The organism is Sodalis ligni, assembly GCF_016865525.2.
Lineage (GTDB): Bacteria > Pseudomonadota > Gammaproteobacteria > Enterobacterales > Enterobacteriaceae > Acerihabitans > Acerihabitans ligni.
On sequence record NZ_CP075169.1, the window covers coordinates 1,039,797 to 1,062,576 of the forward strand.

Sequence of the window (22,780 nt, forward strand, 5' to 3'; positions counted from 1 at the left end):
CACTGGCCGACGGTGAAAGCGGCCCTGCTGGACGGAAGCTACCTGCCGCAGGCGATACGCCGGGTCGAACTGCCCAAGCCTAACGGCGGAGTCAGGGTCCTGGGTATCCCCACGGTGGTGGACCGGCTTATCCAGCAGGCCATCCAGCAACACCTTACCCCCTATTATGAACCTGAGTTCTCCGAATCCAGCTACGGCTTCAGACCGGGCCGCAATGCGTGGCAGGCGGTGCGACAAGCACAAGCCTACGTGCAAGGCGGCCGGCGCTGGGTGGTGGACATGGATCTGGAGAAGTTCTTTGACCGGGTTAACCACGACATCATGATGTCGAGGCTAAGCCGCAAAATCAAAGACGTCAGACTGCTCAGGCTCATCAGGCGTTATCTGGAAGCGGACATGGTCAGCGGCAAAGTGGTGACAAAACGGCGGGAAGGGATGCCGCAAGGCAGCCCGTTATCGCCGTTGCTCTCCAACCTGCTGCTGACCGACCTTGACCGTGAACTGGAGCGCAGGGGCCACCGGTTCTGCCGTTATGCGGATGACTGTAATATCTACGTGAGCAGCCGCAAGGCGGGAGAACAGGCGATGAACTCGATAAGCCGGTATCTGGAAAAGCACCTGCGGTTGACGGTGAACCGAGATAAAGCGCGGTGGCCAGGCCCTGGGAGCGCAAGTTCCTGGGATATAGCCTGACGTGGCACAAGCAGGCAAAACTGAAGATAGCGGCGAGCAGCGTGTCCAGGCTGAAGGAGAAAATCCGCAGCCTGACGACGGAAACAGTTCAAAAGCGCTGAAAGCGGTTATCGACGGGCTTGCTCCGGTGCTGCGAGGTTGGATAAGTTACTTCCGGCTGACCGAAGTCAAAGGGATACTGGAAGAACTGGACGGCTGGGTCCGCCGTAAGCTGCGTTGTCTGCTGTGGCGGCATTGGAAAAGGCCATACAAACGGGCAAGGATGCTGATGAAAGGCGGCCTGAGCGAAGAAAGGGCGTGGATATCGGCGACGAACCAGCGCGGACCCTGGTGGAACGCGGGGGCAAGTCATATGAACCAAGCGCTGCCGAAGAAACTCTTCGATCGTGCAGGTCAGTTATCGCTGCTGGAGTTGCACAGGCAGTTCCAGTGTTGTAAATGAACCGCCGTATACGGAACCGTACGTACGGTGGTGTGAGAGGACGGCGGGAGTAATCCCGCCTCCTACTCGATCTGTCGTTTACCTCCGGATTTTCCTCGGACCTATCGAGTTTGCGGTATTGATCGCGTCTTTCACCGGCTTTTCCTGAAGTCGGTTGCGCAGGTTCCCTGTTTTAAGGCAAGTTATTCAAAGGCGAATCTTTTTCAGCTCATGCCAAATTCCTGCTTTCCAAGGAGATCCAACCGATGCCTGCCGTGAATCAATATGATCAGCCCCTGGGTGACGCCCTGCCTGACTGGCAACCCAGGGAACGCCCTGAAAAACGGATACTGACGGGCCGCTTTTGTCGTCTGGAGCCGCTGTCCCTCAAGCATAGCGCCGCGCTGTTCAATGCCTGGCACAGCATCAACGATGAGCGGGACTGGACCTATTTTTCCATCGCGCGCCCGGCCACACCGTCGGCGTGCGATACACTGATAGCCGGCAATGCGGCTTCCGGCGACCCGATGCATTATGCGGTGATTGATTTGACCACCGGCCTGGCGGTGGGTACGGTGGCGCTGATGCGCATCGACCCGGCCAACGGAGTGCTGGAGATTGGCTGGGTCAACTGGTCGCCGCTGATGAAACGTTCGGTATGCGGTACCGAAGCATTGTTCCTGCTGCTGAATTATACCTTCGATACCCTGGGCTACCGGCGTTGCGAATGGAAATGCCACAGCCTGAACCAGGCCTCCGCGCTGGCGGCCAAACGCCTGGGCTTCCAGTACGAAGGAACCTTTCGCCAGGCGGTGGTCAATAAAGGCCATAATCGCGATACCTGCTGGTATTCCATTATCGATAAAGAGTGGCCGGCCATCAGCCGGGCGCTGCAGGGTTGGCTGCGGGCGGATAATTTCACCGCCGTGGGGGGACAAAAGCGGCGGCTGGGAGATTTTATGGCCGCCAGGAGCGGGTCTTAGCCGTTGGCGTACGCGGGCAATCGATTGTGTGCCATGTGTTCCCCGGCGCCGTTATCACTATGCCGTTGATTAAAAGGCCTCTTAACCTGCTAATATAAACTTTACCTGATTCTGCTTGCGGGAAGCCGGCTTAGGGCGCTCTTATGCCAGCCACACTATTCAATGACAAGGAGACGGCATGCTTTTTTCCCTGCTGCGACATTTTTTCCGGCTGCTTTACCGGGTGGAGATCATCGGCGATACGCAGGTGCTGGAACAGCCCGGGGTAATGATTACCCCTAACCATGTGTCCTTTCTCGACGGCATACTGCTGGCCGTTTTTTTGCCGGTAAAACCGGTATTCGCTATTTATGCCGATATCACCGACGCCTGGTTTATGCCCGTGATCAGGCGTTATGTGGATGTCCTGCCGCTGGATCCCACCAAGCCGCTAAGCATTAAAAAACTCATCAAATACGTCGGTCACGGCCGGCCGGTAGTGGTATTTCCGGAAGGACGGATTTCGGTTACCGGCTCACTGATGAAAATCTATGACGGCGCCGCTTTTGTCGCCTCACGCTCCGGCGCCACCGTGGTGCCCGTCTGGCTGGACGGGCCGGAGCTGACGCCCTTTAGCCGCATGGGCGGCATTATCAAGCGGCACTGGTTCCCCAAAATTACCATCCACGTTCGGGCTCCCACTAAACTACCCATGCCGGAAGCCCCGCGGGCACGGGATCGACGCCGTATCGCCGGTGAAAATCTGCATCGGATCATGATGGAGGCGCGGATGGCGTCCCGCCCGCATCCCACTCTGTACCGGGCGCTGCTGGCGGCGGCATGGCGCTATGGCGCCGGCAAACCCTGTATTGAGGATATCGCCTTCAAAGCGGACAGCTATCGCGGGTTGTTGAAAAAAATCTTCGGCGTCAGCCGCATACTCGAACGTTTGAGCGCGCCGGGGGAGCCCCTGGGGTTATTGCTGCCCAATGCCGCCATTACCGCGGCGGTTATTCTCGGCGCCAGCCTGCGCGGACGCGTCCCGGCCATGCTTAACTACACCGCCGGCGCCAGCGGCCTGAACAATGCCGTGAAAGCCGCGCAATTGAAAACCATCGTCAGTTCACGCCAGTTTCTGGACAAAGCGAAATTGACCGCCTTGCCGGGGCAGGTGACCGGCGTGCGCTGGGTCTATCTGGAAGATCTGAAAGACAGCCTGGGCCTGCGGGATAAGCTTTGGATTCTCTTCCATTTATTGGCGCCTTATCGTGCCGAAGCGCCGCAACAGGCTCGTGGCGATGCGCTCATTCTGTTCACATCGGGCTCCGAGGGCACGCCCAAAGGCGTAGTGCATTCCCACGACAGCATCCTGGCGAATATAGAACAAATCCGCTCGGTGGCGGATTTTACCCCCCGGGACAAGTTTTTATCGGCGCTGCCGCTGTTTCATGCCTTCGGCCTGACGGTGGGATTGTTTACCCCTTTGCTGACCGGCGCCAGGGTACTGCTTTACCCCAGTCCGTTACACTATCGGGTGATACCTGAACTGGTGTATGACCAGAATTGTACCGTACTGTTCGGTACGTCGACGTTTCTGGCCCAGTATGGCCGCCTGGCCCACCAGTATGATTTCGCCCGGGTGCGTTATATCGTCGCCGGGGCGGAAAAACTGGCGGAAAACACAAGGCAGCTGTGGCTGGATAAATTCGGCATCCGTATCCTGGAAGGCTATGGCGTGACGGAATGTGCGCCGGTTGTGTCCATCAATGTTCCATTGGCGGCAAAACCGCATACCGTCGGCCAAATCCTGCCGGGTATGACAGCGCGCATCATCCCCGTGCCGGGCATTGAACAGGGCGGGCAGCTGCAATTGCGCGGACCGAATATCATGAACGGCTATCTTCGGGTGGAGCATCCGGGGGTATTGGAGCCGCCGGCCGCTGAAAACGCGGGCGGACGGCGGGAGGAGGGGTGGTATGACACCGGGGATATCGTCTTTATCGACAGCCAGGGGTTCTGCACCATCCAAGGCCGTGTCAAGCGCTTTGCCAAGCTGGCGGGAGAAATGGTTTCTCTGGAGAGCATCGAAGGGCTGGCGGCGCGCGTTTCGCCGGATGCCCACCATGGCGCGGCGGCGAAAACCGATCGCGTGAAAGGAGAATCACTGGTGCTGTTTACCACCGATACGGCGTTAACCCGCGATATGCTGCTACAGCAGGCGCGTAAAGACGGCATGGCTGAGATTGCCGTACCGCGCGATATCCGCCCTGTCAAGGAAATACCTTTGCTGGGCAGCGGCAAGCCCGATTTTGCCGCGTTGAAAAAGATGGCGGAAACCCCGGAGACCCAGGCATGAGCCAATCGGCGGTATTATCCGATCGCCTGCTGTCACGGCCCATGATAGCGGTGATCAGCGCGCAGTTTTTTTCCGCATTCGGCGATAATGCCCTGCTGTTCGCCACCTTGGCGCTTATCAAGCAGCAGCACTATCCCGCCTGGAGCCAACCGGTATTGCAGATGCTGTTTGTCGCCGCCTATATCTTCCTGGCGCCCTTTGTCGGCAAATTTGCCGATAACTTCCCCAAGGGCCGGGTATTGATGGCGGCCAACGGCCTTAAGCTGGCCGGGGCGTTATTGATTTGCGCCGGTCTCAATCCTTTTTTCGGCTATTGCCTGGTGGGAGTCGGGGCGGCCGCCTACTCCCCCGCCAAGTACGGTATCCTGGGTGAACTCACCCAGGGCGGTCTGCTGGTAAAGGCCAATGGTTTAATCGAAGCGTCCACCATTGCCGCCATTCTTATCGGTTCGGTGGCCGGCGGGATACTGGCGGACTGGCATGTGCTCGCGGCGCTGTCCGTCTGTGCCGTGACCTATGGCGTGGCGGTGGTGGCTAATCTCTTTATCCCGCGGCTGGTCCCGGCGCGCTCCGGCGGTTCCTGGCATCCCGTCCGGATGCTGGGCGCCTTCACCGCCGCCTGCCGCAGCCTTTGGCAGGATGGCGAAACGCGTTTTTCCATTATCGGCACCAGCCTGTTCTGGGGAGCCGGCGTGACGCTGCGTTTTCTGCTGGTGCTCTGGGTGCCGGTGGCGCTGGGCATCAACGATAACGCCACCCCAACCATGCTTAATGCCATGGTGGCGGTAGGCATCGTGTTCGGCGCCGCGGCGGCGGCGAAACTCATCAGCCTGGAAACGGTACGGCGCTGCATGCCGGCGGGTGTCATCATGGGCGGAGTGGTGGTGGCCCTGAGTTTGCAGCACCACCTGATGCCATCCTACCTGCTGCTGGCGTTCATCGGTATCCTGGGCGGCTTTTTTATCGTGCCGCTCAATGCCTTGCTGCAGCATCGCGGCAAACAGAGCGTGGGGGCGGGCAATGCCATCGCCGTACAGAATTTCGGCGAGAATACCGCCATGCTGCTGATGCTGGGGCTTTATTCGCTGGTGGTGAAACTGAATGTTCCTGCGGTGGTGGTCGGTATTGGTTTTGGCCTGCTGTTTTCGGCGGCGATAGCGACGCTGTGGTTTGCGACCCGAGCCGGTAAAAGCACCCGTACCGGCGGCTCCAAGTGATAAGAAAGCCGCCGGACCTTGGGATTAGGGTGCGGGAAAGGTAAAGCGCTGATGGATTTCTTCCAAGGCGTCGATGATTTCGTCATCCAGCCGCAGCGTCAGGCTGGCCAGATTGCTTTTTAACTGATCCAGTGTGGTGGCGCCCAGCAGGGTAGATGCCACAAAGGGCTGCCGGCGTACAAACGCCAGGGCCATTTGCGCCGGGTCCAGGCCAAAACGTCCCGCCAGGGCGACATACTCGGCGATTGCCCGCTGGGTGTGCGGCGAGCTATAGCGCGTGAAACGGCTGAACAGGGTATTGCGCGCGCCGGCGGGCTTTGCGCCGTTGAGGTACTTGCCGGTCAGGGTGCCGAACGCCAGGCTGGAATAAGCCAGCAGCTCCAGCCCTTCAAACTGGCTGATTTCCGCCATGCCGACTTCGAAACTGCGATTGAGCAGGCTATAGGGATTCTGCACCGTAACAATGCGCGGAAGATCGTGTTTTTCCGCCAACTGGAGATAACGCATGGCGCCCCATGGGGTCTCGTTGGAAATACCCAGATAGCGGATTTTACCGGCCCGCACCTGCTCATTCAGCGCTTCCAGGGTTTCCAGTATGGTCACTGCCAGTTTTTCATCGGTGTAGCGGTAATTCAGTTGGCCGAAACAGTTGGTGGCCCGCTGCGGCCAGTGCACCTGGTAAAGATCCACATAATCGGTTTGCAGTCGCTGCAGGCTGTCGTCCAGCGCCTTGCGGATGTTTTTGCGATCGAGAATCTGCTGTGGCCGGATAGATGCGTCATTGCCCCGTGACGGGCCGGTGACTTTGGTGGCCAGGATGATTTTTTCCCGCTGGCCGTGTCTGTGCAGCCAGTTACCGATATAAGTCTCCGTCAGTCCCTGGGTTTCAGGCCGGGGCGGGACCGGATACATTTCAGCCGTGTCGATCAGGTTGACGCCTGCTGCGACGGCATGATCCAGCTGCTCATGGGCCTGGGCCTCCGTGTTTTGTTCACCAAAAGTCATGGTGCCCAATCCCAGAACGCTGACTTCAAGAGAACTGTGGGGGATACGGTGATAATACATTGAGGCTGGTTCCTTAGTGTCTGAAAAGAGCGGGCGTTGATCTTCCTCCGATGTAATCGACTATAACCAAGCCAGGCCGCGGGGAAAAGCAAAAACGGCCCGGCCAATGGGTATTCATCGCCAGGGAGGAATCAACGTTCGATCATTTGCGACACGTCATTACCGTTGATTTGCATTTCATTGCCCTGCTCATCGGTATAGCTTATCACCCCGGTGGATTTATCCACTTCGGGTTTTCCCTTGGTCAGAATCATCCGACCGTCTTTGGGTGGCCATAACATAATCACTTGCACATCCCGACAGTAAACCCGCCAGGAGAATAGCCGAACAGATCATGATGCTTTTTTTCATTGTGATTTTCCGTCCATTGAGCGTTGGGATAGGCAATAAGTTTAGCAAAACACCAGGCTGCTATGCCTTTGCCAGGCTTTTTTAAGACTGCTTTTCAGACAAAAAAAAGCTGTTCAATGGGCCCGGTACCCCATAACAACTACTTCATCCCTCAAGATCCGAGCCGGAGCGCCCGGCCTGATCGGTTTTTTTGCTTCTGGCGAGATTCAGCGCTTCCACCGCCATCGAAAAGAACATGGCGAAATAAATGTATCCCTTGGGCACATGAACATCAACGCTTTCCAAAATCAGCGTGAAGCCTATCAAAATCAGAAACGACAGGGCTAGCATCTTCACGGAAGGGTGCCTGGCGACAAACTCGCCGATGGGCCGGGCGGCATACAGCATTACCCCCACGGAGATCACCACCGCCAGCATCATGATGAACAGATGATTGGACAAACCCACCGCGGTTATCACCGAATCCAGGCTGAAGATGATATCCAGCAGCATAATCTGCACGATGGCGCCGGTAAAGGAGCTGACGCGGCTGTTTTGCGCCTCTTCGCTCCCTTCCAGCGACTGGTGGATTTCCTTGCTGGATTTCCAAATCAGGAACAACCCGCCGAGCATGAGAATCAAATCCCGCAGGGAGATGGCGTTGCCCAGAACGGTGAACAGGGGAAACGTTAAACGGATCACCCAGGAAATAGATGCCAGCAGACATAACCGCATCACCATGGCGCCGAACAGCCCCATGCCGCGAGCTTTGCCTTGCTGGGTAGGGGGAAGCTTGGCGACTACCAGAGAAAGGAAAATGATATTGTCGATACCAAGGACGATTTCCAAGATAGTCAGGGTGCCCAGCGCCAGCCACGCGTTGGGGTCCAGGATCCAATCAAACATAAAGAGTTAACAACCTAAACGAATATTAAACGAATAGTATATACCCAAAAGATTTCATACTGCAGCCAACACAGCTGTAACGTGAAAGATGATGGGTATAAACAATACTGAATGCCCGCGGGCAGGCAATGACTGTCTAAATCAGGAAATGCCGGGCCAGCAACGGGCCGGTGAAGGTTTTCTTCAGGTAGAATCCCCTGGGCAAGGTCATGATCGGCTGCCCGAATTCGCCGATGGCGGCGGTAAGAGCCCGGCTATTAGCGGCTTTGGGACGCAGCTGCAGAACCTCGCCGTGCCGGGCAGTGATTTTTTCCACCTGCCCCAATACGATAAGATCCATCAATTCCTCCCAGTCCTGCTTTAGCCTCAGCTCTTCTTGGGCGTCAGGGCTCCACAGCAACGGCGTGCCGACCCGGCGCGCGGCCAACGGAATATCCCGGCTGCCTTCCACCGGTATCCACAGCACCCGCGCCAGCTTATAGCGTACATGGCTGGTTTCCCAAGTGACGCCGCTATTGCCGGTGAGGGGCGCCACGCAGACAAAGGTGGTTTCCAGCGGCCTTCCCGCGCTATCCACCGGGATGGTCTTGAGTTCAACGCCGATATCGGCAAAGTCTTGTTCCGGTTTGCTGCCGGCGCTGGCGCCGAGATAACGCTCCAGTAGCACGCCGATCCAGCCTTTGTCGCGCTTGAGATTGGCGGGCAGCACCAGTCCGGCATGGGTTGCCAGCTCACCCAGGGTATAACCCGCCAGGGCACTGGCGCGGGCCAATAATTCAACTTCATTGACCGGCGGCGTCACGAGAGTTGAAACCAACGGCAGGGTCATCGCTGTGTTATCCGCATGGTGTTTAAAAACTAGGCTGTCATTTTCAATGAGCCGTATTTAATGATCATATAAATTGACGCCATTAATAATAGCATGATTTTTCTATTATTTTTATTCCATTATCTGAACTCTACAACGGTAAGCAAAAGGGTTGTGCACCAGTAGAGGAGAACAATGAACAGGATCTTACACCAGGTTATCCACAGATTTATGGGATAACCTTAATAAAAACTCACTACTGTAGCTATTTACAGCCTTGACGCCCTGTTATATTGCTGGTTTGTTCCGATATGGCAGTGATTTATCCACGAAATTGTGGATAAAACCAGCATTGACTGATTTTTAGCTTTACCGGCCCCCGGAATGAAGCCACAAGATCCCGATGGATCCCGCCGTGGCGGCATGGGATCCTAGCCGCATGAAATCCCAAAGGATTTCTCCGCCGGGAATTCGTTTCCCGAAGGGTTGGCTAAAAGTTTTCCCCTACTAATTCAGCGTTCTGCACAGTACTATCCACAGAAAAAGTGCATAAAGCCATACGGCGCGGATCGAAACTGTTGATAACCTGGCCGCCAAATCCCGCTGAAACCACGATTGAGGCCGGACATTACTGAAAAGCAGTGGTTTACCCTATTGAGGGGATGTGAAACAATCAAGTCATGTTTGCACTATAAGTAATCGAGGTAGTCCAGTGATCGATGATGATGGCTACCGCCCGAATGTTGGTATCGTAATCTGTAATCGTGACGGACAGGTCTTGTGGGCCAGGCGCTACGGACAACACTCATGGCAATTCCCCCAGGGCGGCATTAATGCCGGCGAGACCGCTGAGCAGGCAATGTACCGTGAATTGTTCGAAGAGGTGGGATTAAGTCGCAAAGATGTGCGCATACTCGCCGCTACCCGCAACTGGCTGCGTTACAAACTGCCAAAGCGGCTGGTTCGCTGGGACACAAAGCCGGTCTGTATCGGGCAAAAGCAAAAGTGGTTTTTGCTACAGATTATGTGTCAGGACGCCGATATCAATATGCAGCGCGGGGGCACACCTGAATTTGATGGCTGGCGCTGGGTCAGCTTTTGGTACCCTGTCCGCCAGGTGGTTTCGTTCAAGAGGGACGTTTACCGCCGGGTCATGAAAGAATTCTCTACCACTGTCATGCCGTTGCAGGAAGGCGCTCCGCAACGGTCTTGTCCTGCTTATCGACGAAAGAGGGGATGAGCTACGCAGAACATGCTCACGCGTTTACGAGAGATCGTTGAGAAGGTTGCCGCCGCGCCGCGTTTGTCGGATACGCTGGATATCCTGGTTAATGAAACCTGTCTGGCGATGAACACTGAGGTTTGCTCGGTTTATCTGGCGGACAACGATCGTCGCTGCTACTACCTTATGGCTACGCGCGGTTTACAAAAACCGCGCGGGCGCACCATCACGCTGGCATTCGACCAAGGGATCGTCGGGCTGGTGGGACGGCTGGCGGAACCCATCAACCTGGCCGATGCCCATACCCATCCCAGTTTTCAATACATCCCCGCCGTAAAAGAAGAACGTTTTCGTTCCTTCCTCGGCGTACCGATTATCCATCGCCGCCAACTGCTGGGCGTGCTGGTGGTGCAGCAGCGCGAACATCGCCAGTTCGATGAAAGCGAAGAGTCGTTTATGGTGACGCTGGCCACGCAAATGGCCGGCATTCTTTCGCAGTCCCAGCTGAACGCCCTGTTCGGCCAGTATCGCCAGACACGCATCCGCGCGCTGGCGGCCGCGCCGGGGGTGGCTATCGCCCAGGGCTGGGTGGATACCAGCCAGCCGTCGCTGGATCAGGTCTTTCCGGCGTCGTCACTGGACAGCGCCCTGGAACGGGAGCGGCTGACCTTTGCCCTTGGCGAGGCGGCGGCGGAATTTCGCCGTTTCAGCAAACGTTTTAACGCCAGCGCCCAGCAAGACAGCGCGGCCATCTTCGATCTTTATTCCCATTTGCTTAACGATGCCCGCCTCAAGCGCGAGCTGTTTGCACAAATCGACGGCGGATCGGTAGCGGAATGGGCGGTGAAATATGTCATTGAACAGTTCGCCGAACAGTTCGCCCAGCTTAACGACAGCTACATGCGCGAGCGGGCCAACGATTTACGGGCATTGGGGCAACGGCTGCTGTTCCATTTGGACGACAGCACCCAGCGCGTGACGCAGTGGCCGTCCCGTTTTGTGCTGGTGGCCGATGAGCTGAGCGCCACGCTGCTGGCGGAAGTGCCGCAAAGTAAAATGGTCGGCGTGGTGGTGCGCGACGGGGCCGCCAATTCCCACGCCGCCATACTGGTCCGGGCCATGGGCATTCCGACGGTGATGGGCGCGGATATCCAACCCTTGCTGCTGAACCAGCGCCTGCTGGTGGTGGACGGTTATCGCGGCGAGCTGCTGGTGGATCCGGAACCGGTGCTGGTGCAGGAGTATCAGCGCCTCATCAGCGAGGAAAAAGAGCTTAGCCGCCTGGCGGAAGATGATGTGGAACAGCCGGCGCGGCTTAAAAGCGGCGAGCGGATCCAAATCATGCTGAATGCCGGTCTAAGCGCCGAGCACGAACAGCGGCTGGGTGACCGGGTGGATGGGGTCGGGCTGTATCGTACCGAAATCCCTTTTATGCTGCAAAGCGGTTTTCCGTCGGAAGATGAGCAGGTGGCGCAATATCAGGGCATGCTGCAGCTGTTTCCCAGCAAATCCGTTACGCTGCGTACCCTGGATGTGGGGTCGGATAAACAGCTGCCCTATATGGCCCCCATCAACGAAGAGAACCCGTGCCTCGGCTGGCGCGGAATCCGCATTACCCTGGATCAGCCGGAAATCTTCCTGATCCAGGTGCGGGCCATGCTGCGCGCCAATGCGGCCACCGGCAACCTCAGCATTTTACTGCCGATGATCACAAGCGTGGACGAAATTGACGAGGCCCGGCGGATGATCGACCGGGCCGGCCGCGAAGTGGAAGAGATGCTGGGCTATGCGTTGCCGCCCCTGCGGGTGGGTATCATGATTGAAGTGCCCGCCATGGTGTTTATGCTATCTTCCCTGGTGAACCGGGTGGATTTTATTTCGGTGGGCACCAACGATTTGACCCAATATCTGCTGGCGGTGGATCGTAACAATACCCGGGTGGCGGCTATGTATGACAGCCTGCACCCGGCGATGCTGCAGGTGCTGCAAAAGATTATCGTGGAATGCGGGCGGCTGGGGCTCGATTGCAGCCTGTGCGGGGAGATGGCGGGGGACCCCATGGGGGCACTGCTGCTCACCGGCATGGGCTATCGGTCCCTGAGTATGAACGGACGCACCGTGGCCAGAATCAAATATCTGCTGCGCAACGTTGAGCTCAGCGATGCCGAACAGCTGGCGGAGCGGGTGCTGGTGGCGCATAACGCCATTGACGTACGCCATCAGGTGGCGGCATTTTTAGAACGTCGCGGCCTGGGCGGCCTGATTCGCGGCGGTCGCTGAATACCGCCGTCAATGAATATAGCGTACACGAGCGACGGGTAAATTTACCGCCGGTCCGCCGCGAAAAATGTATCCCCTATGCTATGATACCCTAAATAATCCAAGTTGCAGGCAGGCCAACGTACCTGCAATTCGACGTATGACGGGTATATACGCCCTGAAATAAACTCTGTTGTGGTGATGAATGACAACGAATTATCTGGCTTTTCCTCAGTTTGACCCGGTGATTTTCTCCGTGGGTCCGGTTGCCCTTCATTGGTACGGTCTCATGTACCTGATTGGTTTCGTCTTTGCCATGTGGCTGGCGGTGCGCCGGGCCAATCGTCCCGGCAGCGGCTGGACCAAAGAGGAAGTGGAAAACCTGTTATATGCCGGTTTTCTGGGCGTGTTTCTGGGCGGACGCATCGGCTATGTGCTGTTTTATAACCTGCCGCTGTTTCTTGACAATCCGCTTTATCTCTTCAAGGTCTGGGACGGAGGCATGTCGTTCCATGGCGGTTTGATTGGCGTAATCTGCGTCATGCTGTGGTTTGCCCACCGCACCAAACGCCACTTCTTCCAGGTGGCGGATTTTATCGCGCCGATGGTTCCCTTCGGGCTGGGGGCCGGCCGGCTTGGCAACTTCATCAATGGTGAACTCTGGGGGCGGGTGACCACCGATACCCCGTGGGCCATGCTGTTCCCCGGATCCCGCGACGAGGATTTAGCGCTGTTGCCGTTTCATCCGGAATGGCAGACGATCTTTGACCGTTATGGGGTATTGCCCCGCCATCCCTCGCAGCTATATGAATTATTGCTGGAAGGGGTAGTGCTGTTTATCATTCTTAACTTTTTTATCCGCAAACCACGCCCGTTGGGCAGCGTATCGGGCCTGTTTCTCATCTGTTACGGCGCGTTTCGCATTATCGTGGAATTCTTCCGCCAGCCCGATGCGCAATTGGGGTTATTCGACGATGCCATCAGCATGGGGCAGATCCTGTCGCTGCCGATGATTATTGCCGGTGTGATTATGATTATCTGGGCCTATCGCCGTCGTCCGCAGCAACAATTGTCCTGAGGTTACATGAAACAGTATTTGGAATTGGTGAGGCTGGTCCGTGAACAAGGCACGCCGAAAGCGGATCGCACCGGTACCGGCACCCTGTCGATTTTCGGCCACCAGATGCGCTTTGATTTGCGGCAGGGTTTTCCGCTGGTGACCACCAAGCGGTGCCATCTTCGTTCGATTATTTACGAGCTGCTGTGGTTTCTCAACGGCGACACTCATGTCGGTTATCTCCATGACCATAACGTTTCCATTTGGGACGAATGGGCGGATGAAAACGGCAATCTCGGTCCGGTTTACGGTAAGCAGTGGCGCGCCTGGGGTGCGGCGGACGGTCGCCAAATCGATCAGTTAAGCCGGGTGCTTGAACAACTGCGCCAGGATCCGGATTCGCGTCGCATCATGGTTTCCGCCTGGAACGTGGGGGAGCTGGACCAGATGAAACTGGCCCCCTGCCATGCGCTGTTCCAGTTTTATGTTGCCGACGGTACGCTTTCCTGCCAGCTTTACCAGCGCTCCTGCGATATTTTCCTCGGCCTGCCGTTTAATATAGCCAGCTATGCGCTGTTGGTGCATATGGTGGCGCAGCAGTGCGATCTGAAGGTGGGGGATTTTGTCTGGACCGGCGGTGATACCCATTTGTACAGCAACCATCTGGATCAGGCGGATTTGCAGTTGACCCGCGAGCCGCGTCCTTTGCCGACGCTGACGATTAAGCGTAAGCCCGCTTCGCTGTTTGATTACCGCTTTGAGGATTTCGATATCCAGGGTTACGATCCCTATCCCGCCATCAAGGCGCCGGTGGCGGTTTAAGCCAGGATTTTGTCTTGACCGGGCATGGTCTCCCTTGAACACGTTCGATGCATGCCCGGTGGCAGCGGGCCAGTCTCCAATTGCAGTTTGCCTCGCATTTTTTTGTCGTTTTGCCTTCTCCTCCTCGATTGTTTGCGCACTGCTTTCCTCCCTGACATTAACCCCATGGCATGGCCGGGCGGTATCGCGTTACGCTTTGCGGCATGAAGAACCCTATTTCCTCGCAGCAGGGTTATACCCTGATAGAAATGATGCTGGTGCTGCTGTTGGCGGCGCTGATGACGCTTTCCGGCAGCGTTTGCTGGCAACACCACCGTAACCAGTGCCGGTTATCCCAGGCCGGCCAGCAGATCGCGGACTTTTTGTCGCGTTTGCAAGCGCACGCGGCGCGTAATAATCACAACTGCCGCATTGCGATGAAAACCGGCGTCGGTGGGGAGCTCTCCGCTGTCTGCACCTCCCGTCCGGATGAGATGCTTCGGTTCGGGCCGCCGCTCTCCGATATGCGCTTGGAGATGTCGTCGCCGGGGTATCTCACCTTCAGAGGGCTGCACAATACCGCCACGCCGGCGCACGTTGTGCTCAGTAATCCGGCCGGACGCATCAAAATCATCGTATCCGGCGCCGGACGGGTGCGATTGTGCAGCGTGAAGGGGAGCTTTGGGGGCATCTCGCCATGCTGAAAGCCGGTGAATCAGGTTTTAGCCTGGCCGAAACCCTGTGTGCGATGGCGGTGGTAAGCCTGGTGCTGTTATCCGGCATGCGTCTGTTACCGGTGATGTACAGCCAATGCTACGGCGGCATCCAGCATATGCGGTTGATTCGGCACCTTAACCACGGCCTGCTGTTGATTGAAAAAGATCTCCGGCGCGCCGGACACTGCTCGCCTTCCTGCGGACGACCGGCCGTGGTCATCGGCCATCGGCGAGGAGAGGGGCAACAATCCTGCCTGGTGGCTACTTACGCTTTTATACCCTCCTCGGGCGTAGCCGCCGGCGGAGTGCTGGAAAACGAAACCTTCGGCTACCGGCTGCATCGGGGGGCGCTGGAGACGCAGCGCGGCGTAACGCACTGCAACGGCCCGGGGTGGGTCAAGATGCACGATCCGAAGTTATGGATAATAAAGCAGTTGCGGTTTGAAACAGTGGGGAACAATGCCTATCGGGTAACCCTGACCGGCGCTGCGCGAAGCACGCCGTCAATCAGGCATCGCGCCAGCCGGATTATGGTGGGGCGTAACGGATGATGCCGGTAGAAGAGCAAGGCAGCGGCGCGCTGGCGGTGTTGCCGATCCTGCTGATTATCGGCTTGACGGCCATGCTGGGCTGGCAGCGTTTTTTAGATGGCGCGGTACCCCTGATTCATGACGAGCAGCGTTATCTGACAGCATTCCATCGCGCTGAATCCGCATTATCCTGGGCAATGACCGTACCCTGGCGGGGGGAGGACGGCGAGTGCCGCCGCCCTGAAGGAGAAGCCTTCCGGGCCTGTCTTTGCGCGCCGCGTCTGACGGTCGGCTGGGTGCTGCATGCGCAAAGCGGCGTCCTGGAAGACGCGCGCGGGCCCGGGGAGATAAACCTCTATCGGCGGGTGGCGCTGACTAGAATGAAAGAAGACCTTGGGGAGACAGGTAAGGAGAGGCGAAGCTGCATGCTGACGCCGCTGGCCAGTGGCTGGCTGGATTATTATCCAGGCTGACTGTGCGTGGCCGGATAGCGTACCGGCACCGCGGCATACCGGCGTCGGTATTCGGCGGCGGATTGAATGGTTCTTCTGGCCGTACACAAGACCGGGGAGCCTTGCATGTAGCCAAGTGTTCAACTGACGGCGAGTTTGCCCCGGGAGCGAGAGCCGGTAGCCGGGGCTGCGGAACCCGACGCGAAGGAGACAGTTTATGCATGGTGGCGATGAGCGGGGACTGGGCATGCCGGAAGCCATGGTGACGGTGCTGCTGTTTTCCGTGATTGCCCTGGCCTTTATAAATTACCTGCAAGCGCTTAAGCAGACCCAGGACGGACTGGTTCAGCGCCAGCAGGCGTTGGCCTTTGCCCACCAGGCGCTTGAGCTTCATCGTCTTGGAGGACGGGACCTCTCATGGGATCTGCCCCAGGGCTGGCGGATAGACAGGGTAGAGCAGCCCCGCGGACCGGCTTGCCGACGGGTTACCGTCGAAGTGCGAATCCCGTCGGGGGGTAGCGCTGCGCTTAGCGAATGGTTTTGTCGAAAAGATTCCGGCGGTGCTCCGCCATAGCAACTGATGACAGCTTGTTTTCAGCGCCAATCCGGTTAAAGTGTCCCCATGAGTAGCGGGGAGCGGCAGGGAAGTCCAGGCTCGGAGGGGCGGCATGTTTAGAATTTATCATTCAAATCAGTTGGATTTACTTAAATCCCTGGCCGCTGCCTTGATTGAAGGGCAACCGCTGCCGGATCCCTTCCAGCCGGAAGTGATTCTGGTGCAAAGCACCGGGATGGCCCAATGGCTGCAAATGGAATTGGCGGCGCGTTTCGGTATTGCCGCCAATATCGAATTCCCGCTGCCGGCCAGTTTTATCTGGCAGATGTTTACCCGTGTATTGCCTGATATTCCCGCGGAGAGCGCTTTTTCCAAGGATGCAATGACCTGGAAACTGATGGCCCTGCTGCCGCAGCTCTGCGAGCAGCCCGGGTTTGAGGTGATTTGCCGATACCTTGAAGACGACGGCGACCAGCGGAAATGCCATCAGTTTGCCGCCAGACTGGCGGACCTTTACGATCAGTACCTGGTGTTCCGCCCCGACTGGCTGGAAAGCTGGCAACGGGGCGAGCGGGTGACGGGATTGGGGGAAGAGCAACAGTGGCAGGCCCCGCTCTGGCTGGCATTGGTTGGGTATACCGCCCGGGCGGGCCAGTCTCCTTGGCACCGGGCCAATCTTTATGAGCGCTTTATCCATGCCCTGGAGCAGGCGGAGCACTGCCCGCCGGGATTGCCGCCGCGCGTGTTCATCTGCGGCATATCCGCGCTGCCGCCCACCTATCTCCACGCTTTGCAGGCGCTGGGCCGCCATATCGATATCCATCTGCTGTTCACCAACCCCTGCCGTTATTACTGGGGCGACATCCGCGATCGGACTTTCCTTGCCAGGCTGCAGAACCGCACGCGCAGCCATTACCAGGACCGGCTGGAGAAGGGTATTTTCCGTCGGCCGGAGCAGGCCGGCAGCCTGTTTAACGACGAAGGGGAGCAGGCGGTAGGGAATCCGCTGCTGGCCTCATGGGGAAAACTGGGCCGGGATAATATTTTTTTGCTGGCCCAGCTCGACAATGCCCAGGAAGTGGATGCGTTTGTCGACCCTTCCGATGAAGGACTGCTCTCCCTGTTACAGCGGGATATCCTTGAACTTGAAGACCATAGCTGGGTGGGAACGAGCGCCGAGACGCTGTCCAACAGCCGGGGCAAACGCCTGTTGGCGGCGGATGATCGGACATTGAGCCTGCATGTCTGCCACAGTCCGCAACGGGAGGTGGAAGTATTGCATGACCAGCTGCTGGCCATGATGGGCGCCGATGCGGAACTCTCGCCGCGGGACATTATCGTGATGGTGGCGGACATTGATCGTTATACCCCCGCTATTCAGGCGGTATTCGGTAATATCGCCACCGGCCGCCAGCTGCCGTTCGCCATTTCCGACCGGCGGGCGCGACAGATTCATCCGGCGCTGCCGGCGTTCCTCTCCTTGCTGGAACTGCCGCGCAGCCGCTTTGCCGCCGAAGAGGTATTGGCGCTGCTGGAGGTCCCGGCCCTGGCTGCCCGCTTCGCAATCAAAGAAGAGGATCGGAAACTGCTCCGGCAGTGGGTGGATGAATCAGGGATTCGCTGGGGACTGGACGACGAAAATATCCGCGAACTGATGCTGCCTGCCACCGGACAGCACACCTGGCAGTTCGGCCTGACGCGCATGCTGCTTGGTTACGCCATGGACAGCCATAGCGGCGATTGGCGCGGAATATTGCCCTATGATGAATCCAGCGGATTGATTGCCGAACTGGTGGGACATCTGGCGGAGCTGCTGGCGCAGCTCAGGCGCTGGCGCGACATCCTGAGCCGGCCACGCATGTTGGAGGACTGGTTGCCCTGTTGCCGGGCGTTGATAACCGATTTTTTCCTGCCGGATGCCGAAGCCGAGATAGCCCTGGCGCTGCTTGAAACCCAATGGCAGCAGATTGTGCAGTTTGGTTTGCAGGGAGGTCTCGATAAGCCTGTTGCCGTGACCCTGCTGCGGGACGAGTTGTCCACGCGTCTGGATCAAGAGCGGGTAAGCCAGAGATTCCTGGCCGGGACCATCAATTTTTGCACCCTGATGCCGATGCGTTCCATCCCCTTCAAAGTCGTCTGCCTGCTGGGCATGAATGACGGCGTCTATCCCCGCTCGCTGCCGCCGATGGGTTTTGATCTCATGGCAAGACAGCCCAGGCGCGGCGACCGCAGCCGCCGCGACGACGATCGCTACCTGTTTCTGGAGGCCATGCTCTCGGCGCAGCGGCGTTTTTATATCAGCTTTATCGGCCGCTCCATTCAGGACAATACCTTGCGTTATCCTTCGGTGCTGGTGAGCGAGCTCACCGACTATATCGCCCAGAGCTTTTATTTGGCCGGGGATGAAGACGCTGATGCGGATGCCAGCGCCGAACGGATACGTGAACATCTTTACCAATGGCATCCCAGAATGCCGTTCGCGGCGGAAAACTTTATCGCCGGAACCGAACTGCAAAGTTATGCCGCGGAATGGTTGCCCGCCGCCAGCGCCGGCGGCACGCCCCATCCCGAGTTCAGCCGGCCGCTGGAGAATCGGCCTATCGCGGCGTTGTCCTTCGACTCCCTCAAACGCTTTTACAGCCATCCGGTACGCGCTTTTTTCCAGCAGCGCCTGGGGGTCTATTTCCGCCTGGAAGAGCGGGAGCTCTCCGCCGACGAGCCCTTTGTCATCGAGGGCCTGACGCGCTATCAGCTTAATGATCAATTGCTCAATACCCTGATTGCCGACGAGGACCCCGGGCAGCTATTCCGTAAAGTCCGGGCCGCCGGCTATCTGCCCTACGGCGCGTTCGGCGAGCTTTACTGGAACCGGCAGTGCGACGAAATGTCCCGTCTGGCTGAAACGGTGCGCGAACACCGCCGCGAGGAAGCGCACAGCCAGGAAGTGTACCTGATGCTGGATGAGGTCGAATTAAGCGGCTGGCTTTCCCAGGTGCAAAGCGACGGTTTGCTACGCTGGCGGCCCGGCGCTTTGTCCATGAAGGACGGACTCTCCTTATGGCTGGAGCACCTGGTCTGGTGCGCCATGGGCGGCATGGGTGAGAGCCGCATGTTCGGCACCAAGGGAGAGTGGCGGTTCGCGCCTTTATCCCCTGAACAGGCAAAATCATTTTTAGTTACGCTGGTATCAGGTTATGTTCAAGGGATGAATTCCCCGCTGTTGTTATTGCACCGTTCAGGCGGCGCATGGCTTGATTACTGTTTTGACCGTGACAAAGGCGACATCGACTGGAGCGAAGAGCGCCAGCGCCAGGCACGGGATAAACTCTTGTACGCGTGGCTGGGGGACGATTATATGCCCGGTGATAGCCAGGATCCCTATATACAGCGCCTCATGCGCCAGTTGGACGGGGATCGTGTCGAGGCGATAATCCAGGCCGCGCAAAACTATTTATTAACGCCGTTCAGCCTTAATCTGGCCGCGACATCGGAAAAGTCAAAGCGGCCCCGGGCGGCTCTGTAGGGATTTGCTGGAGAGTGGAATGCGAAGACTGGTTAGCGGATTATTAAGCGGTATTTTAATTGGCGTTTTTTGCTTTTCAACCGGCTGGGCCGCCACCGGTTGGCAACCCATCAACGAGACGATTCAAAAAAGCAGCAAGGATGCCCGGCAATACCAGGCCGTCAAACTGGCCAACGGCATGACCGTTCTGCTGGTCAGTGATAAGCAGGCGGTGAAATCCCTGTCCGCCATAGCGGTGCCGGTGGGTACGCTGCAAAGTCCCGACAGCCAGCTCGGGTTGGCCCATTATCTTGAACATATGATTCTGATGGGCTCCAAAAAATACCCGCAGCCGGAAAACCTGTCGGAATTCCTTAAAAAGCACGGCGGCGACCATAATGCCAGCACGGCCTCCCACCGCACCGCTTTTTATCTCGAGGTGGAAAACAGCGCCCTGCTGCCGGCGGTGGATCGTCTGGCGGACGCCATTGCCGAACCGCTGCTGGATCCTGCCAGCGCGGACAAAGAACGCCATGCGGTGAATGCCGAGCTCACCATGGGCCGTTCCAACGACGCTTTGCGCATGGCGCAAATCCGGGCCGAAACCATGAATCCGGCCCATCCGGCGGCCCGGTTCTCCGGCGGCAATCTGGAAACCCTGCGGGATAAACCCGGCAGCAACCTGCACCAGACGTTAACGGCGTTCTATCATCGTTATTATTCCGCCAACCTCATGGTGGCGGTGATTTATGGTAACCAGCCGCTGCCGCAGCTGGCGGCGATCGCCACACAAACCTACGGACGCGTCGCCAATCACAACGCCGTGGTGCCGCCCATTACCGTACCGGCGGTGACCAAAAAACAAACCGGCATCGTGATTCACTACCAGCCGGTGCAGCCGCAAAAAATGCTGCGCATAGAATTTCCCATTGCCAATAACAGCCGTGCGTTCCGCAGTAAAAGCGACACCTATATCAGTTACCTAATTGGTAATCACAGCCCCAATACCCTGGCGGACTGGCTGCAAAAGCAGGGCCTGGCGGATGCTATCGACGCCGGCGCGGATCCGATGGTGGATGGAAACGGCGGCGTTTTCTCCATCGCCGTATCCCTGAGCGATAAAGGCTTCGCCCAGCGGGATGAGGTGATCGCCGCGATTTTCAGCTACCTCAAGACTCTGCGCGAACACGGCATCCAGCGGCAATATTTCGACGAAATCGCCCATGTGCTGCAGCAGGATTTTCGTTATCCCATTATTACCCGCGATATGGATTATATCGAGTGGCTGGTGGATTCCATGCTCAAGGTGCCGGTACAGCACGTCCTGGACGCCCCCTATCTGGCGGATCGCTACGATCCCAAGGCAATCGCCGCCCGTCTGGACAGCATGAAACCGGAAAATGCCCGTATCTGGTTTATCAGTCCCGACGAACCCCATGATAAGGTCGCCTATTTCATGAACGCGTCCTACCGGGTGGATGCATTGACGCCGGAACACATGGCGGCCTGGCGGCAAAGAGAACAGAACATCGATTTGTCGCTGCCGACGCTCAATCCGTATATCGCCAGCGATTTCTCCCTGATCAACGCGGGCAAGGTCCCTGCGCACCCTGAAACCCTTGTTGATAAACCCGGACTGCGTCTGCTGTACATGCCCAGCCGCTATTTCGCCGATGAGCCGCGGGCCGATATTACCCTGAATTTCCGCAACCCCAATCTGATGGATACGCCCCGGGATCAGGTGCTGTATGCCATGAATGATTACATCGCCGGCCTGAATCTGGCGGAGCTGAGCAATCAGTCCTATGTCGGCGGCATTAATTTCTCCACCTTTGAAAGCGATGGATTAACCGTCAAAGCCAGCGGTTATACCCAGCGGCTGCCGCAATTGGTGATAAGCCTTATCGAACGCTATGCCGCCTTCACGCCCACCGAAGATCAGCTGGCACAGGCCAAGACCTGGTATCGTCAGCAGCTTGACGGCACCGATAAAGGCAAGGCCTATTCCCAGGCCGTGATTCCGGCCAGGGTGCTTTCCGAATGGCCTTACGTGGAGCGGGATGAACGGCGGGGGCTGATTGACGGCATGACGCTGCAGGATTTGATCGATTATCGCCAGAAAGTATTCAAACCCGCCGCGCTGGAAATGCTGGTGGTGGGCAATTTGACGCCGCAGCAGTCTACGGCGCTGGCCGATCAGCTGAAAAAACACGTCGGCTGGACCGGTATCCGCTGGCAGCGAACTCCCAGGGTGGAAATCAGGCAACCGCAGCTGGCGCTGATCCAAAAAACCGGCAGCACCACCGATTCGGCGCTGGCGGCGGCCTACGTACCCACCGGTTACGATCGGATTGCGGGCATGGTCAATAGCTATATGCTGTCGCAGATTGTCGAATCCTGGTTTTATCAGCAGCTCCGTACCCAGGAACAATTGGGTTATGCCATCTTTATGACGCCGGTTTTTGTCGGCGATCAGGGGGGCGTCGAATTTGTGCTGCAGAGCAGTACGAAACAGCCCGCTTATCTTTATGATCGATTCCAGGCGTTCTTCGGCCAGACCGAACAGCGTTTACGCGCCATGTCGCCGGCGGATTTCGAACAGTACAAACAGGGCGTTATCAGCCAGGTGCTACAGCAGCCGCAGACATTGGGTGAGGAAGTGGATCAATATACCGATGAGATGGCCCGGGACAATGCCGCCTTCGATACCCGTGACAAAGGAGGGGCGGGGCTGCGGCAATTGACCCTGGACCAAATGGCGGAGTTTTTTCACCGGGCGGTGATCGAGCCGCAGGGCCTGGCGTTATTGTCGCAAATCGGCGGCCAGGGTCACGACCCGGTCTCCTTTGCCGCGCCCCCAGGCTGGACGCTGTATCCGAACGCGGCGGCGCTGCAAAAAACCTTGCCGGTCATCCGGCCCCAGTAAA

At 57.7% G+C, this 22,780-nt stretch carries 18 protein-coding genes and 1 pseudogene; 15 read left to right on the top strand and 4 right to left on the bottom strand.

Annotated elements, in window-relative coordinates; translation table 11 throughout:
- Positions 1 to 12: 12 nt before the first annotated feature.
- The 5 genes from GTU79_RS30075 (at position 13) to lplT (ending at position 5,649) form a co-directional block, all read left to right on the top strand.
- On the top strand, positions 13 to 693 hold the full coding sequence (locus tag GTU79_RS30075) for a reverse transcriptase domain-containing protein (protein WP_253073489.1): 681 nt from the start codon (positions 13 to 15) through the stop codon (positions 691 to 693).
- 1 nt (position 694) lies between these two features.
- Positions 695 to 1,135 (top strand): group II intron maturase-specific domain-containing protein, encoded by a 441-nt coding sequence (locus GTU79_RS30080; RefSeq protein ID WP_253073404.1) that lies wholly within the window; start codon positions 695 to 697, stop codon positions 1,133 to 1,135.
- A 245-nt stretch (positions 1,136 to 1,380) separates the two neighbouring features.
- Entirely contained in the window at positions 1,381 to 2,097 is a 717-nt protein-coding gene (locus GTU79_RS04875) for a GNAT family N-acetyltransferase (RefSeq protein WP_203522696.1), read from the top strand.
- 178 nt (positions 2,098 to 2,275) lie between these two features.
- On the top strand, positions 2,276 to 4,432 hold the full coding sequence (gene aas / locus GTU79_RS04880) for a bifunctional acyl-ACP--phospholipid O-acyltransferase/long-chain-fatty-acid--ACP ligase (protein WP_203522695.1): 2,157 nt from the start codon (positions 2,276 to 2,278) through the stop codon (positions 4,430 to 4,432).
- Entirely contained in the window at positions 4,429 to 5,649 is a 1,221-nt protein-coding gene (gene lplT, locus GTU79_RS04885; protein WP_203522694.1) for a lysophospholipid transporter LplT, read from the top strand. Before aas ends, lplT begins: the two co-directional genes overlap by 4 nt.
- A 24-nt stretch (positions 5,650 to 5,673) precedes the next feature.
- Here lplT and GTU79_RS04890 read toward each other — a convergent pair whose 3' ends face one another.
- From GTU79_RS04890 to mutH, 4 genes and pseudogenes are all read right to left on the bottom strand, one after another.
- A complete protein-coding gene (locus GTU79_RS04890) occupies positions 5,674 to 6,714 on the bottom strand; it encodes an NADP(H)-dependent aldo-keto reductase (protein WP_132923270.1) in 1,041 nt (346 codons plus the stop codon).
- Positions 6,715 to 6,845: 131 nt separating this feature from the next.
- Positions 6,846 to 7,065: pseudogene (locus GTU79_RS04895) on the bottom strand (YgdI/YgdR family lipoprotein).
- A 144-nt stretch (positions 7,066 to 7,209) separates the two neighbouring features.
- Positions 7,210 to 7,950, bottom strand: coding sequence for a TerC family protein (locus tag GTU79_RS04900; RefSeq protein ID WP_203522692.1), 741 nt, complete (start codon positions 7,948 to 7,950; stop codon positions 7,210 to 7,212).
- Between the two features lie 136 nt (positions 7,951 to 8,086).
- The gene (gene mutH, locus GTU79_RS04905) at positions 8,087 to 8,779 is read right to left on the bottom strand and encodes a DNA mismatch repair endonuclease MutH (protein WP_132923267.1); all 693 of its coding nucleotides are present in this window, start codon (positions 8,777 to 8,779) and stop codon (positions 8,087 to 8,089) included.
- A 691-nt stretch (positions 8,780 to 9,470) separates the two neighbouring features.
- Between mutH and rppH the strand changes: the two genes are divergently transcribed.
- The 10 genes from rppH (at position 9,471) to ptrA (ending at position 22,779) form a co-directional block, all read left to right on the top strand.
- Positions 9,471 to 9,998 (top strand): RNA pyrophosphohydrolase, encoded by a 528-nt coding sequence (gene rppH, locus GTU79_RS04910; protein ID WP_132923266.1) that lies wholly within the window; start codon positions 9,471 to 9,473, stop codon positions 9,996 to 9,998.
- A 12-nt stretch (positions 9,999 to 10,010) separates the two neighbouring features.
- A complete protein-coding gene (gene ptsP, locus GTU79_RS04915) occupies positions 10,011 to 12,260 on the top strand; it encodes a phosphoenolpyruvate--protein phosphotransferase (RefSeq protein ID WP_132923265.1) in 2,250 nt (749 codons plus the stop codon).
- A gap of 184 nt (positions 12,261 to 12,444) precedes the next feature.
- On the top strand, positions 12,445 to 13,317 hold the full coding sequence (gene lgt / locus GTU79_RS04920; RefSeq protein ID WP_132923264.1) for a prolipoprotein diacylglyceryl transferase: 873 nt from the start codon (positions 12,445 to 12,447) through the stop codon (positions 13,315 to 13,317).
- 6 nt (positions 13,318 to 13,323) lie between these two features.
- Complete coding sequence (thyA, locus tag GTU79_RS04925) at positions 13,324 to 14,118, top strand: thymidylate synthase (RefSeq protein WP_203522691.1); 795 nt, start codon at positions 13,324 to 13,326, stop codon at positions 14,116 to 14,118.
- Positions 14,119 to 14,321: 203 nt separating this feature from the next.
- Positions 14,322 to 14,801: a prepilin-type N-terminal cleavage/methylation domain-containing protein gene (locus GTU79_RS04930; RefSeq protein WP_203522690.1), complete on the top strand. Its 480-nt coding sequence runs from the start codon at positions 14,322 to 14,324 to the stop codon at positions 14,799 to 14,801.
- Positions 14,759 to 15,364: a prepilin peptidase-dependent protein gene (locus tag GTU79_RS04935; protein WP_203522689.1), complete on the top strand. Its 606-nt coding sequence runs from the start codon at positions 14,759 to 14,761 to the stop codon at positions 15,362 to 15,364. The genes GTU79_RS04930 and GTU79_RS04935 overlap by 43 nt, the downstream gene beginning before the upstream one ends.
- Positions 15,361 to 15,816 (top strand): DUF2509 family protein, encoded by a 456-nt coding sequence (locus tag GTU79_RS04940; protein ID WP_203522688.1) that lies wholly within the window; start codon positions 15,361 to 15,363, stop codon positions 15,814 to 15,816. Before GTU79_RS04935 ends, GTU79_RS04940 begins: the two co-directional genes overlap by 4 nt.
- 196 nt (positions 15,817 to 16,012) lie before the next feature.
- Positions 16,013 to 16,369, top strand: coding sequence for a prepilin-type N-terminal cleavage/methylation domain-containing protein (locus tag GTU79_RS04945; protein WP_203522687.1), 357 nt, complete (start codon positions 16,013 to 16,015; stop codon positions 16,367 to 16,369).
- Positions 16,370 to 16,463: 94 nt separating this feature from the next.
- Entirely contained in the window at positions 16,464 to 19,874 is a 3,411-nt protein-coding gene (gene recC / locus GTU79_RS04950) for an exodeoxyribonuclease V subunit gamma (RefSeq protein WP_203522686.1), read from the top strand.
- Positions 19,875 to 19,893: 19 nt separating this feature from the next.
- Positions 19,894 to 22,779, top strand: coding sequence for a pitrilysin (gene ptrA, locus GTU79_RS04955; protein WP_214513732.1), 2,886 nt, complete (start codon positions 19,894 to 19,896; stop codon positions 22,777 to 22,779).
- The last annotated feature ends 1 nt before the right edge of the window (position 22,780 follow it).